Below are 12,751 nucleotides of genomic sequence, written 5' to 3' on the forward strand. Positions count from 1 at the left end.
TAACAACAACTTCAAATAAATAAATTATAAGATACTGTTTTTTATGCTTAAAGCTTCCGTTGGAGGCTAAGCGTGCTCTCTTGAGCGTTTTGTAACCAATTTTAATATTCAGAATAGGTAATTAAAATGATTAGCTATGCCAGTTCTCTCGGCTTGGTGGCATATTTAATTAAACGGTTTAAGTCATGGGAATGTAAGATATACATGAATCATGTCCGTTTGATAATTTGTAACACAATTATTGTTATCAGTTTTATTTTTTCAAAAGTGTCATATTCAGAAGAAGTCTTAACAATCCCTATGGACCTCTCTAAATGGACATATGAGGGAAATAAATTCAAATGCAACTTGTTGCAATCAAATAAAGACTATGGGAAGTTTTATTTCCTAGCGGAACCTAATAATAAATTCTATTTTATTTCCGATATAGAATATGAAAACAATAAATGGAAAACGATTGCTTTAACAACTCAAAATGCTCCTTGGGGTGATGAGCTTTATAGAAAAGAATTTGGTTCCCTTGAATTTACTAAGCCGTCTCAGCGTTTCATCTTTAATAAAGGCGCTGAAGAATTCATGGATTCAATTGCTTCGGGTAGTTGGGTGACGCTGTCACTTAAAGGAAGTAATGCTTCCTCTGTTTCAGAGATTGTGATTCCTACTCTTCAAATTCAAAACGCATTGAAATCATTTAATGCGTGTCGCGCGCGATTGCCTAAATTGTCTTTTTCAGAGGCAAGGGATATGGCGCTCTCATTTGAGTTTGGTCAGAAGACGTTAAGTCGTGGACAGAAAGCAACACTAGAAGCGCTGTATAGCTATGTATCTGTGGATGATCGAGTGACCAAAATCCTCATCGACGGTCACACCGATAACGTTGGTTCAAGTTTAACGAACCTTTCTGTGTCACGTACTCGAGCAGAGCAAGTCACCAATGCTTTGATTGAGCTTGGGGTCGACGAGTCGATGATCGAAACACGAGCTCATGGTTCACGTTACCCAATTGCCAGCAATAACTCGGTTAATGGCCAAGCAAAAAACCGACGTGTCACCCTGCGTTTAGTTAGGGACAACGAGTATACGGCTACGAAACACCACCCAGATCTACAATCACAAAATCAACAAACGAAAGTTAAGGTTCAATGATGACGAAAACGAAAATTTTGTTGGTTGAGCCAAATGAAGCTCTTGCTCAACCAGTATTGGATGTGTTGCAAAATGCAGGTTACACCGCGAAACACACTCGTACTGGTCGAGGCGCTTTGCTTGAAGAGCGAGCAGAAATCACTTTAGTGAGCTCTACGCTGCCGGATATGTGTGTTCGTGAGTTTGTCGCGTGTCACCAAAAGCAGCGAAATTCGGGTGTTGTTATTGCGATTGTCGATCAAGAACAAGGCATCTTGGCTGCTGAGACGATGAAAGCGGGCGCTACTGATTATCTATTACGCCCATTTGAATCTAATCAGTTGGTTAATCTGCTTAAACGTGTTGAAGCGTTAGGTAAGCCAATGGCCAACATTGTTGCGGAGTCTTGGAGAAGCAAACAAGTTCTGCAATTAGCGCATCGTGCAGCATGTACTAACGCGAGTGTGCTTATTACAGGTGAATCGGGAACGGGTAAAGAAGTGCTGGCGCGATATGTGCATGAGCACTCTCCGCGTATCAATGGTCCATTTGTGGCGGTTAACTGCGCCGCCATTCCAGAGTCAATGTTAGAGGCTGTGCTATTCGGTCATGTAAAAGGCGCGTTCACCGGAGCGACAAATTCTCAAAGCGGTAAGTTTGAAGAAGCAAATGGCGGGACGATTCTGCTTGACGAGATTGGTGAAATGTCACCTGCGGTTCAAGCTAAATTGTTACGCGTCCTTCAAGAGCGTGAAGTAGAACGTGTTGGTAGCCATAAAGCCGTTCAGCTCGATATTCGTGTTATTGCGGCAACCAACAAAGACTTACGTGAGGAAGTTCAAAAAGGCACGTTCCGTGAAGATCTTTATTATCGATTAGATGTGCTGCCTCTGCACTGGCCGCCTTTGCGTGAAAGAAAAGAGGACATTCTACCGATTAGCCAATTCTTTATTGAAAAGTATCAAGATAGCAGCCGCTGTCACTTATCCCAAGATGCGATTAGTGCGCTGAGTCAGTATCACTGGCCGGGCAATATTCGTGAGTTGGAAAATGTCATTCAACGCGCTTTGGTCATGCGTCATGGTGATTACATTACAGCCCATGACCTGATGCTGCCTATTGAGCTTGTCGCGTCAGTTCCTACAGCAGAGCCAACTTCAAGTTTTGGTCATGTAGAAGCGAAGAAGCAAGCTGAATATCAGTTTATTTTGGAAAAGTTACGTCAGTTTGGTGGAAACCGAACGAAAACCGCAAACGCGCTTGGAGTCTCTACTCGAGCGCTACGCTACAAGCTCGCAGCAATGCGAGAACATGGTATTGATTTACAGTCGGCACTAGGCTCGGCTGCCTAATAGGAGAAAAAATAGATGGCAAGTCAACCTACTCATGCGGTCTCGGCAGAGCAACTTATGTTGTCAAAAATGCAGGCGATGCAGGCACAAGTGCAGCCGCCAGAGTTTATCGTGAGTGCAAATCCTTTAGATCAACAATCACTAAACGCACCTTTATCGTTCTCACAAGCGATGACAAATGTGTTGGATACAGTGAATCAACATCAATCAGTGGCTAGTCAAAAAATGACGGCCGTAGAAACAGGAAAAAGTGATGACCTAGTTGGTGCAATGGTCGCGAGCCAAAAAGCCAGCTTGTCCTTTAATGCTTTGATGCAAGTGCGCAACAAAGTCGTGACCTCATTTGAAGATATTATGAAGATGCCGGTGTAATTCATGTCAGAACTAACCCCCCAAGTCGCCGGAAACACAGCTATGGCTACCGGCACAGCACAGACATTTTCTACTGCCAACGGCATGGACGATGTGACAACGAAGCTGAAGCAAATCTGGTCTAGCAGTCAGAGAAACTTAGTGCTATCTGCGGTGTTAGCTGCGATTGTTGCAGCGATTATTGTGGTTGCACTATGGAGTTCCTCGCAGAGCTTTCGTCCGCTCTATAGCCAGCAAGAGCGTTTTGATATCGGCGAAATTGTGTCGGTATTAGAAAGCGAAGGCGTAAGCTACCGCATGCAAGAGCAAAATGGACAAGTTCTTGTACCAGAAGGTGAGGTTGCGAAGGTGCGCATGTTGCTTGCATCAAAAGGTGTTAAAGCTAAGCTGCCGACAGGTTTGGATTCGCTCAAGGAAGATAGCTCTCTTGGTACGAGCCAATTTATGGAAACAGCGCGTTATCGTCATGGTTTAGAAGGTGAGTTAGTACGTACTATCATGTCTTTGAACTCAGTAGCGAACGCGCGTGTTCATTTAGCAATACCTCGTCAAACTCTATTCGTCCGCCAAAACAGTGAGAATCCTTCAGCATCTGTCATGCTTGAGCTCAAACCTGGTGAAGACTTAAAGCCTGAACAAGTTGAAGCGATCATTAACCTAGTGGTCGGCAGTGTCACGGCAATGAAGCCAGAATTTGTTTCTGTCATTGACCAGTATGGCCGTCTTCTTAGTGCGGATGTCGCTTCTGCGGAAGCCGGCAAAGTAAACGCGAAATATCTTGAATACCAGAAGAGTGTTGAAAAACAGATCATCCAACGCGCAGCAGATATGCTTACGCCGATTGTGGGGCCGAGTAACTTCCGAGTACAAGTCGCTGCCGATCTGGACTTTAGCCAAGTTGAAGAAACACAAGAAATTTTGGATAACGCACCGGTTGTGCGTAATGAGCACACCATTCATAACAACTCGGTTGATCAAATTGCGTTGGGTGTTCCTGGTTCTCTAAGTAACCAACCGCCAGTGACAGGATCTGGTGAAGTGGAAACGAACGATAGCCAAAACACGAATGCGCGATCTGAAGTGAATCGTCAATATGCTGTAGGGAGCAGTGTTCGTCGTACTCAATACCAACAAGGCCAAATAGAAAAGCTTAGTGTATCGGTTCTGTTGAACTCCAAAGCTTCGCCAGATGGTGTGGCGTGGAGTGAAGCCGATAAAGAGCAAATCTCAAACATGATCATGGATGCTGTTGGTATCTCTGCCACACGTGGTGACAGCTTAAGTTTAATGAGTTTCAACTTCACCCCAATTGAAATTGATGCTCCTCCTGCACTGCCGTGGTGGCAAGACCCTACAGTACAGCAGCCAATACGCTACGTTATTGGTGGCTTGTTAGGCTTGGCGATGATCTTCTTCGTACTGCGTCCATTAATCATGCACCTAACTGGCGTTGATAAACCTGTGCCTGAGCTAAATTTTGCTGAGCCTCAGGAAGAACCTGACTACGAAAACTTGCAAACGCGTGAAGAACGCGAGCATGAAGAAGTACTTGATCGCCGCCTATCTGAAAAAGGCATCTCAGCCTCTTCAGGTTTAGATGTAAACAGCGACATGCTACCACCAGCAGGTTCGCCATTAGAAATTCAATTGAAACACCTACAGCTTATTGCTAATGAAGAGCCAGAGCGCGTAGCCGAAATACTGAAACAATGGGTAAACATCAATGAACACAGTTCTATCAAAGCAGACGCTTAGTTATGTTGAACAAACCGCGCTCGTGCTATTAGGCATGGGCGAGGATGCCGCAGCGAAGGTTTTGCAACACTTTAGCCGTGATGAAACCCAGCGTGTGACTCGTGCAATGGCGAAGTTAAATGGCATTAAGAGCGATTCTGCTCGTGGTGTTATTCAAACTTTCTTTGAAGATTTCCGTGAGCACAGCGGTATTCGAGGAGCCTCTAAGGAATACCTATCTAATACATTGCGCAAAGCGTTGGGTAACGATTTGGCAAAAGGGTTATTAAATACCTTATATGGCGATGAAATTCGCAACAATATGCAGCGCTTACAGTGGGTGGAAGCAGAAACTCTCGCTCGTTTCATTGTGAATGAGCACCCACAAATGCAAGCAATTTTTCTAGCGTATTTGCCAGCGGACAGCTCTTCAGCGGTATTGAAGCACTTGCCACAAGATTACCATGACGAAATATTGTTCCGTATTGCTCAATTGCAAGATATCGATCATCAAGTTGCCGTTGATTTGCATGAACTCGTTGAGCGTTGCATCGAAAAAGTATCCGCAAGTCAAAGCACGCCGTTATCAGGTGTTAAGCAAGCAGCAGATATCATTAACCGCTTTGAAGGTGACCGTGGTTCATTGATGGAAATGCTGAAGTTGCATGATGAAGATGTTGTTAATGCAATCGAAGAAAACATGTTCGACTTTATGGTTCTTGGCCGACAACGCGAAGAAACTATGGACATGTTGGTGCAGCAAATCCCGCTAGAGTTGTGGGCAGTTGCGCTAAAAGGTTCCGATATTACCTTACAACAAGCTATTAAGCGTTCAATGCCGCAACGTATGGTGAAAGCGCTAGAAGATGACATGGACGCACGCGGCGCTGTTGCGTTAAGTCGAGTTCAAAAAGCACGTCAAGACATCATGCAAATGGTACGTGAGCTGGATGAATCTGGTGAAGTTCAGCTGCTTCTCTATGAAGAGCCAACGGTGGAGTAAGGTCATGCTAGAGACAAAATCAAGTACTATGCGATTGCCTCCGAGCGGGTATCGTTTACACCGTTTTCCGCCTTTAGCGCAACCTAAGACTATCGAAGACGAATTCGGGCTAGATAACCAAGGCTGGCAAGAACCTCAAATAGATATCCAACAGCAACTTGAAGAAGGTTTTCAACAAGGTTTGCAACAAGGACATGAGGAAGGCTTACGCCAAGGTATCGAACAGGGCAAGCAACAAGGTCTGTTGGAAGGCCAAAAAGAAGGTTTCCAAAAAGGCTTTGTTTCCGGTGAGCAGTCTGGAAAGCAAGGCTTTTTGGAGGCGGCGAAGCCTGTCAATGAACTTTTTCACGCCCTTTCTCGTTGGCAAGATGAAAAAGAACAGCAACAACGCCATATGATTTGTGAACTGGTACAAAAGGTAGCTCAGCAAGTGATTCGTGCCGAGCTCACTTTAATGCCTCAGCAGATCCTAGCTTTGGTGGACGAGACATTGTCTGCCATGCCTGGTAAAGCGGAAACAGTAACTGTGCATTTAAATCCGCAAGATTTAGAGCGCATTACTCACATCAATGCTGATTTGCCGCAATCTTGGAAACTGGTCCCTAATACGGAGCTTCCTATTGGTGGCTGTCAGTTAGTGACTGATGACGCAGAAGCGGATGCGAGCTGCGACTCTCGTTTGGAAGCCTGTATGGACAATGTAAAGCAACACCTTTTGGATGAAGTCAGTATTCCACAGGTAGAGTCTGAGCATGAGTAATACCCTAAGCCATGAACTATTAAGTGAGCGTTTGAGCGAAGCCTTGGCTTCGCTCGATTCAATCCCTGTTGCTCGCGTAACAGGGCGATTGATAAAAGTAAACGGCTTAATGTTACAAGCCGTAGGGTGTCGGTTTAAGCTTGAGCAGCGTTGTCTCGTAGAAACCGCGGAAGGCGATATGATCGAAGCGCAAGTTGTGGGCTTTGAACACACTATTGCTTACCTCATGCCTATCCGCCGTTTAGGCGGTCTGTTTGCAGGTGCAAAAGTCATCCCTCTTGATGGTGACAGTACCGTGCAGCTAAGCTCTCAGTGGTTAGGACGCGTACTGAATGGTTTAGGTGAGCCGTTAGATGACGGGGCACCGCTTAAGGGGGGAGAGCGAGTTTCACTTGAACCAAAACCGATTAACCCACTGAAGCGACGCCCAGTTGATACACCACTCAACGTAGGCGTGCGTGCGATTAATGGACTATTGACGGTAGGCAAAGGCCAACGTATTGGTTTGATGGCTGGCAGTGGCGTCGGTAAAAGTGTGTTAATGGGGATGATCACCAAAAACACGGAGGCCGATGTAATTGTGGTCGGGCTTATCGGTGAGCGAGGCAGAGAAGTACGTGAGTTTATCGAGAGAAACTTAACCCCAGAAGCGCGCAAGAAAGCGATCATTATCGCGGCTCCTGCTGATGAATCCCCGCTAATGAGGTTAAGAGCGACACTACTTTGTCATCGCGTTTCAGAGTATTTCCGAGACCAAGGCAAAGACGTTCTACTTCTGATGGACTCTCTAACCCGATACGCCATGGCACAGCGCGAAATCGCTCTTTCGCTCGGTGAGCCTCCAGCTTCTCGTGGTTATCCGCCCTCAGTCTTCAGCGTGTTACCTCAACTCCTAGAGCGAGCGGGTAACAGTGAAAATCAACATGGTAGCTTAACGGCAATTTATACCGTATTGGCAGAAGGGGACGACCAACAAGATCCTGTCGTGGATTCCGCGCGCGCCATCTTAGATGGGCATGTCGTTTTATCGCGTCAACTGGCTGAGCAAGGGCATTATCCCGCGATAGATATCAACGCGTCTATTAGCCGTTGTATGAATACTTGTACGCAGGACGCACACAGCACGATTGCGAATAACTTCCGTCAAATGTACTCCAACTACCTTCAGGTTAAAGAGTTACTGCCATTAGGGGGTTATCAACCAGGACAAGATCCTGAGTTAGATCAATCTGTTGCTATGTATCCAAATTTGCGTGCATATCTACAACAAGCTGCCAACGAGTCTGTAGATTACCCAACCAGTTTGACCGAGCTCGCGCAGCTTTTTCAAAGTGCTTAATCAAATGGGAGTGACAAGGCTGAAATGAAATCCAAGTTAAAAGCCGTAGGCAAGTTACAGCAAATGGAAGAAAAACAGCGTGACCGTGTGGGTCAACAACTTGATGCCATGCGTCAGCGTCACTCCCATCTTTCAATGCAATTGGAACAGTTGTCGGCGTTGAAAGGCCACGCTGGACAATCAACCCGAACCGGCCCGACGCTGACGAGCGCGGCTTTGATGAACTTTAATCGTGTTGACCAAATGCTACAAAGAATGCTTCGTCACCACGAGCAAGAGCAAGCCGTTATGCAAGCGGAATGTGCATCTGTACAGAAAACGCTAGAACACAAGCACGCACGCGTTCAAGGGTTAGAAAAAGTGCTTGAACGTTGGCGTACTAAGCAGAACTATGAAAAAGCGAAAAAAGAGCAAAAGATGATTGAAGACATCATTAACTCTCGCGTTAAGCGCAAGATATTATGATGTCTTGTTGACGCTACTAGGAGCGCGAATAATTTCTGCGGTGTCTTAGCCAACCAAACCAGCCTCCAAGCATGATCAACCCTGATCCGAGAGCACCGCCGCCACTGCTGCCGTTGTTACCAAAGCCAGATGTGTTGGTATCGACAGGCTCAAAGCCAGAGTCCCCTTCGCTATGATAATCTTCCGAACTTGCTAAGAGGGCGTTATAACTGGTTTTTACACCTGAGCTGGTTTGGGTCTCAATCCATGTTGCATAGTTCAAAATCTCGGTAAACACACTTGGAATCGCAGCGGATTCGCAAACTGAAGAACCGTAGCTCACAATGCCAATTTGCTGATACATGCCATTATTGTCTTGATAGGTGAGAGGACCGCCTGAGTCACCACGACAGATGCCAGTGTAGCTTCGTTCAGGAAATCCATTCGCACATAAACTTTCCTGAGCGTTAAACCCTGTTACCAACGAAGCGCATTGGGTGTCGGTAAGGGGTTTTACTTCTGCCCAGCGTAAATAGTTAGGGGGGCTTTCATCATTGGTTGAGGTCTGACCTAAACCGAATATCTGATAAACTGACTTGCTGCTGTAGTCTCCAAAGTCTTGCGGTAAAGTGATGGATTGGACGTTATCGGTGATAGGTCTAGTCAATTCAAGGACAGCGATGTCATTAATCCATAAATCGCTAGGCACATAATCAGGATGAATCGTGATAGAGCGAACATCTTTGAATTCTTCAACAAACACGTCATTCATCGTAGGGTTTTTGACTAGCACTCGTAGATCGTTGATTGTCCAGCCATCAGTAAAAACGCTTGGTTCTACGCAGTGGGCCGCAGTTAAAATGAAGCGGTCGTTTACAATGGTTCCCCCACAAATATTGGCAAACTGATTAGCGCCAGTTTTATGTAGAATAAGACGTGCAAAAAAAGGAAGTTGGTTTTGGGTAGCCTGCTGACCCCCAATAATTGCCGTGGAGATCCCTTGTTCTGAAAGGCGGTTATCATTTTCTACTTCAGCGGTCGTACTCAAAGATACTGCAAAACAGAGTGCGCTTAGCCATATTTGATACTGCTTCATAAACCATCCTTGGATGAAAAGTGCTCTTCTAACTTTATACTAGTTTTTCAGTGAATGTGCTTAACAAAAGTTTCTAATAGTTGAATGATTGTTGTAGCCAAGATCGCAACAGATGAAACGATTCAAGCTTTAGCTTGTGTGGCGGGCATACAAAGTAAAGCTGTTGATGAGGATTAATGACGGGTTCACCCAGCTCGATTAGCTGACCATATTTGATGTCATCCTTCACAAACAAGCGATGAGTGACCAATAACCCCAAACGACGAGTTGTGGCCTGGACGGCTTGTATCGACATGTTAAAAGTGATTGGTTTTTTATTTTTAGGTCGCTGGATACCCGTCGCGTCCTGCCACACGTTCCAGTCATTTTTTCTTCGCTCGTTAGTAACTTCAATGATGGGATATTGCTTTAAGAGTTGAGTGATGTTTGAGTCCTTTGTCTTCGCTATCAATTCAGGACTGCACACCAAAACCAGTTCATCTTCACTGAGCTTTTCGCAGTAGTAATCCTGCCATTCTTCGGGATTTCCATGCACCAAGGCCGCGTCGATACCTTCTTGTTCTAAATTGAATCTGCCAGACAGGTTTGATAAACGAACGTCTAATTGAGGAGCAAACCCTTGTAAATCTGACATTCGAGGAATCCACCAGTGAAGAGCCAATGAATTCACCATATTGAGCGTAACACGCTGCAAGTTCTGATCTTGGATGAGTGCTTCCGTTGCATCGACAATTTGCTCTAAAGCGGGTGCCACCTTCCTGTAATACTTTTTACCGTCCGCGTTGAGTTGAACTTGTCTGCCTATGCGATCAAATAGAGGCTTGTTGACTTGACTCTCCAGCGATTTAATTGCCTGACTTACGGCTGAGTGGCTCACACTTAATATCTGTGCTGCTTCTGTCATGCTGCCAGACTCAGCTACTGCAACAAATGCGTAGATGGACTTTAAGGGGACTAGTTTCCGCATAATTTAAAAACCGTAGCTGGTGATAGATAAGTTAAACTGTAAGTTTTTCTTACATCAATGGTTAATATTACTCGCTATTTACGATAAGTGATGTCTTTTAAAATGCTCCATATATTAAGGAGTATTGAATGAATGCTGTAAATAAATCTATCCTTTTCATGTTGATGTCTACGTTAAGCTTATCTGTTACTGGACTGTTAGCAAAGCAGTTGTCAGGCGAACTTTCCGTCACACTATTTAGCTTCTTACGTTTTTTAGTGCCTGCGCTTATCTTGCTTATCTTACTTCGTGTGAAAAACCTTACCTTTCCTAAAGCGGGCACGCTAAAGCCTATTTTATTGCGTGCTCTTTGTATCGGTTTGTCACAACTTTGCTTTATCGCGTCATTACAAACGTTAACGCTCGTTGAGGGGGTCGTTTTGTTTGCTACTGGCCCATTATTTATTCCCTTGGTTGAAAAGCTGTTCATGAGGGGGCGCATTCGTGTTTCAACATTGGCGGCTTTAGCAATGGCGTTCACTGGTGTGGTTATGTTGGCGGGCGGTGGAAGTGAGATTACATGGCGAGCGGATTTATTGCTCGGCTTGGCTGGTGGACTCTTCAATTCTGGTTCTCAGCTTACGTTATATAAAGTGAGTAAAACAAATATGTCGCCGCTAGAAATCAACTTTTGGGCGTTTGGTTTTGCTGCCGTATTTCTGTTGCCGCTAACTTTGTTTAACGACTTCGACGTGTTACTTAATATGAGTGTTATGGCGCCTGAGATTTCTTCAAATACGCTGTGGATCGGTATGATGTCTCTGATGATCATTAACACCCAAGTTTTTCGCTCCAAAGCATATAAACTGGCAAGCAGTGGCTCTCAACTTGCGCCACTCATTTTTACTAACTTATTGTTCACTGCGGTTTGGCAGAGCCTGTTTTTTGAAGACCGAATGAGTCAAAGTCAAATTGTTGGGATGAGTTTAATAGTGCTCGCAATCATACTGAACACATGTTGGGTTCGTTTTACGGCGTATCGCAGTGGTGGTTTACAAGCGAGAACTTCTTAGTCTGTCGGAAAATGAAGGGGGCAGGTAGATAAATTGGTCGTGTGGTTTGATTTTTCTTGAGTATGGGCTAGCGTCAAGAAAGGTTCAGGGAGAGAAATCATGCTTACGCTAAATTATTACGTCGAAATTTCGGCGACACCGCAACGAGTGTGGGAAGTGCTAACCGATGTTGAGTTGTATAAACGTTGGGCACAAGCCTTTTCACCGCAGTCTCAATTTGAAGGAGCTTGGGAAGAAGGAGGTGGCATCACTTTTTTTGATCCAGATATGGGCGGGACAAGGGCGATCATAGATACGGTGCTACCGCTTCAAAAACTTGAATTTCATCATGTTGCCATTTTTAATCCGGATAATCGTCAACAACTCGATGCTGACCTAGCATCTAGGTGGATCGGATCGCGAGAGATCTACCAGATCGATACCAACAACGATCGTTTACTACTCAATGTTACCATTCATACTCACAATGACTTTGTTTCCATGTTTAATCACGGATGGGAAAAAGCTTTACCCTTGATAAAAGCCATTAGTGAAGAGCAAGTTTAGGGTTCTTGCTTATCTTGAGCTGACGATGCGTTGCCTGAAGGTATACAATAGCACGCAAGATAGCGCACCTAAGAGAGTGGATGATGGAATTTAAAGTTGATACCCATACACATACGTACGCCAGTGGTCACGCGTACAGTACCTTGATTGAAAATGCAAAGTTGGCAAAAGAGAACGGGCTGGATATGTTCTGCACGACCGATCACGCAGAATTAATGCCGGGTGCGCCTCATTACTGGTTCTTCTCTAACCAGAAAATTCTGCCTCGTTTTCTTGAAGGCGTTGCGATTATTCGCGGCGTTGAATCTAACATTATGAATACCGAAGGCGACATTGATATTCCACTGAGTGTGGACCGCAACTTAGATTGGGTGATCGCGAGTTTTCATGAACCCGTTTTTCGTCCAGCAAACAAGCAAACTCACACGGAAGCACTTGTTAATGTCATTCAGAGTGGTCGTATTGATGCGCTCGGTCATCTTGGTAATCCAAATTTCGACTTTGATTTTCAGACCGTTTTAGCGTGCGCGAAAGAGCACAATGTCGCGATTGAAATTAATAACACCACGCTGAAAGGTAACAGCCGAGTAGGCAGCGTAGACCGTTGCCACGAGATTGCACAAATCGGGAAAGATCTCGGTGTTTTCTTCACCACGGGCAGTGACGCGCACTTCTGTCACGATGTTGGTAATCTGGAGTTGGTTGGAGAGTTAATGGACAAAGTGGGTATTGATAGCAAGAAAGTGATTACTCGCACCGCTCAGCAGTTTTTGTCTTTCTTAGCTTTGAGAGGCCGTAAACCAATTGCAGAATATGACAGCATTCTCAACGCATAAACTTGATTACATTTAAGGTATGCACCTGACGCCAGATTGCTTTACACTGCGACCCGGAAATACTCAAATAAGCTAGTTTTTCGCCTTTTATGGCGTAGGTTATTTGGGTGAATAAAGCCGACACA

At 45.0% G+C, this 12,751-nt stretch carries 13 protein-coding genes; 11 read left to right on the forward strand and 2 right to left on the reverse strand.

What is annotated here, in order from left to right:
- The first annotated feature begins 126 nt into the window (after window positions 1-126).
- From R7Z41_RS08690 to fliJ, 8 genes are read left to right on the forward strand one after another with little or no spacing between them, the layout of a single operon-like run.
- Window positions 127-1,146, forward strand: coding sequence for an OmpA family protein (locus R7Z41_RS08690; RefSeq protein WP_021707593.1), 1,020 nt, complete (start codon window positions 127-129; stop codon window positions 1,144-1,146).
- A complete protein-coding gene (locus R7Z41_RS08695; RefSeq protein ID WP_031778880.1) occupies window positions 1,146-2,477 on the forward strand; it encodes a sigma-54 interaction domain-containing protein in 1,332 nt (443 codons plus the stop codon). Before R7Z41_RS08690 ends, R7Z41_RS08695 begins: the two co-directional genes overlap by 1 nt.
- Window positions 2,478-2,492: 15 nt before the next feature.
- Entirely contained in the window at window positions 2,493-2,849 is a 357-nt protein-coding gene (gene fliE, locus R7Z41_RS08700; RefSeq protein ID WP_005375045.1) for a flagellar hook-basal body complex protein FliE, read from the forward strand.
- Window positions 2,850-2,852: 3 nt separating this feature from the next.
- Window positions 2,853-4,604 (forward strand): flagellar basal-body MS-ring/collar protein FliF, encoded by a 1,752-nt coding sequence (gene fliF / locus R7Z41_RS08705; RefSeq protein ID WP_005384024.1) that lies wholly within the window; start codon window positions 2,853-2,855, stop codon window positions 4,602-4,604.
- Entirely contained in the window at window positions 4,573-5,586 is a 1,014-nt protein-coding gene (locus R7Z41_RS08710; RefSeq protein WP_005375048.1) for a flagellar motor switch protein FliG, read from the forward strand. The genes fliF and R7Z41_RS08710 overlap by 32 nt, the downstream gene beginning before the upstream one ends.
- A gap of 4 nt (window positions 5,587-5,590) precedes the next feature.
- The gene (fliH, locus tag R7Z41_RS08715) at window positions 5,591-6,346 is read left to right on the forward strand and encodes a flagellar assembly protein FliH (protein WP_005375050.1); all 756 of its coding nucleotides are present in this window, start codon (window positions 5,591-5,593) and stop codon (window positions 6,344-6,346) included.
- Complete coding sequence (gene fliI / locus R7Z41_RS08720) at window positions 6,339-7,685, forward strand: flagellar protein export ATPase FliI (RefSeq protein WP_053350026.1); 1,347 nt, start codon at window positions 6,339-6,341, stop codon at window positions 7,683-7,685. Before fliH ends, fliI begins: the two co-directional genes overlap by 8 nt.
- 24 nt (window positions 7,686-7,709) lie before the next feature.
- Window positions 7,710-8,150 (forward strand): flagellar export protein FliJ, encoded by a 441-nt coding sequence (gene fliJ, locus R7Z41_RS08725; RefSeq protein ID WP_005384016.1) that lies wholly within the window; start codon window positions 7,710-7,712, stop codon window positions 8,148-8,150.
- A 16-nt stretch (window positions 8,151-8,166) separates the two neighbouring features.
- Here the strand turns inward: fliJ and R7Z41_RS08730 are convergent, their stop codons facing one another.
- Together R7Z41_RS08730 and R7Z41_RS08735 are read right to left on the reverse strand one after the other, a co-directional pair.
- The gene (locus tag R7Z41_RS08730) at window positions 8,167-9,225 is read right to left on the reverse strand and encodes a S1 family peptidase (RefSeq protein ID WP_025768593.1); all 1,059 of its coding nucleotides are present in this window, start codon (window positions 9,223-9,225) and stop codon (window positions 8,167-8,169) included.
- 73 nt (window positions 9,226-9,298) lie between these two features.
- Window positions 9,299-10,192 carry a LysR substrate-binding domain-containing protein gene (locus R7Z41_RS08735; RefSeq protein WP_053307935.1) on the reverse strand — a complete coding sequence of 298 codons (894 nt, stop codon included), beginning with the start codon at window positions 10,190-10,192 and terminating at the stop codon, window positions 9,299-9,301.
- A 128-nt stretch (window positions 10,193-10,320) separates the two neighbouring features.
- Between R7Z41_RS08735 and R7Z41_RS08740 the strand changes: the two genes are divergently transcribed.
- The 3 genes from R7Z41_RS08740 to R7Z41_RS08750 all read left to right on the forward strand — a co-directional run bounded on the left by R7Z41_RS08740 (window position 10,321) and on the right by R7Z41_RS08750 (window position 12,626).
- A complete protein-coding gene (locus R7Z41_RS08740) occupies window positions 10,321-11,244 on the forward strand; it encodes a DMT family transporter (RefSeq protein WP_225477321.1) in 924 nt (307 codons plus the stop codon).
- 99 nt (window positions 11,245-11,343) lie between these two features.
- Complete coding sequence (locus R7Z41_RS08745) at window positions 11,344-11,790, forward strand: SRPBCC family protein (RefSeq protein WP_025768591.1); 447 nt, start codon at window positions 11,344-11,346, stop codon at window positions 11,788-11,790.
- A gap of 83 nt (window positions 11,791-11,873) precedes the next feature.
- Window positions 11,874-12,626 carry a phosphatase gene (locus R7Z41_RS08750; RefSeq protein WP_042521750.1) on the forward strand — a complete coding sequence of 251 codons (753 nt, stop codon included), beginning with the start codon at window positions 11,874-11,876 and terminating at the stop codon, window positions 12,624-12,626.
- Window positions 12,627-12,751 lie beyond the last annotated feature (125 nt).

The sequence above is a fragment of the Vibrio sp. 1457 genome, assembly GCF_033340195.1.
GTDB lineage: Bacteria > Pseudomonadota > Gammaproteobacteria > Enterobacterales > Vibrionaceae > Vibrio > Vibrio alginolyticus.

Coding starts and splice junctions, on each gene's coding strand:
- R7Z41_RS08690 (WP_021707593.1), top strand. CDS start 127: ATGATTAGCTATGCCAGTTCTCTCGGCTTGGTGGCATATTTAATTAAA.
- R7Z41_RS08695 (WP_031778880.1), top strand. CDS start 1,146: ATGACGAAAACGAAAATTTTGTTGGTTGAGCCAAATGAAGCTCTTGCT.
- fliE (WP_005375045.1), top strand. CDS start 2,493: ATGGCAAGTCAACCTACTCATGCGGTCTCGGCAGAGCAACTTATGTTG.
- fliF (WP_005384024.1), top strand. CDS start 2,853: ATGTCAGAACTAACCCCCCAAGTCGCCGGAAACACAGCTATGGCTACC.
- R7Z41_RS08710 (WP_005375048.1), top strand. CDS start 4,573: ATGAACACAGTTCTATCAAAGCAGACGCTTAGTTATGTTGAACAAACC.
- fliH (WP_005375050.1), top strand. CDS start 5,591: ATGCTAGAGACAAAATCAAGTACTATGCGATTGCCTCCGAGCGGGTAT.
- fliI (WP_053350026.1), top strand. CDS start 6,339: ATGAGTAATACCCTAAGCCATGAACTATTAAGTGAGCGTTTGAGCGAA.
- fliJ (WP_005384016.1), top strand. CDS start 7,710: ATGAAATCCAAGTTAAAAGCCGTAGGCAAGTTACAGCAAATGGAAGAA.
- R7Z41_RS08730 (WP_025768593.1), bottom strand. CDS start 9,225: ATGAAGCAGTATCAAATATGGCTAAGCGCACTCTGTTTTGCAGTATCT.
- R7Z41_RS08735 (WP_053307935.1), bottom strand. CDS start 10,192: ATGCGGAAACTAGTCCCCTTAAAGTCCATCTACGCATTTGTTGCAGTA.
- R7Z41_RS08740 (WP_225477321.1), top strand. CDS start 10,321: ATGAATGCTGTAAATAAATCTATCCTTTTCATGTTGATGTCTACGTTA.
- R7Z41_RS08745 (WP_025768591.1), top strand. CDS start 11,344: ATGCTTACGCTAAATTATTACGTCGAAATTTCGGCGACACCGCAACGA.
- R7Z41_RS08750 (WP_042521750.1), top strand. CDS start 11,874: ATGGAATTTAAAGTTGATACCCATACACATACGTACGCCAGTGGTCAC.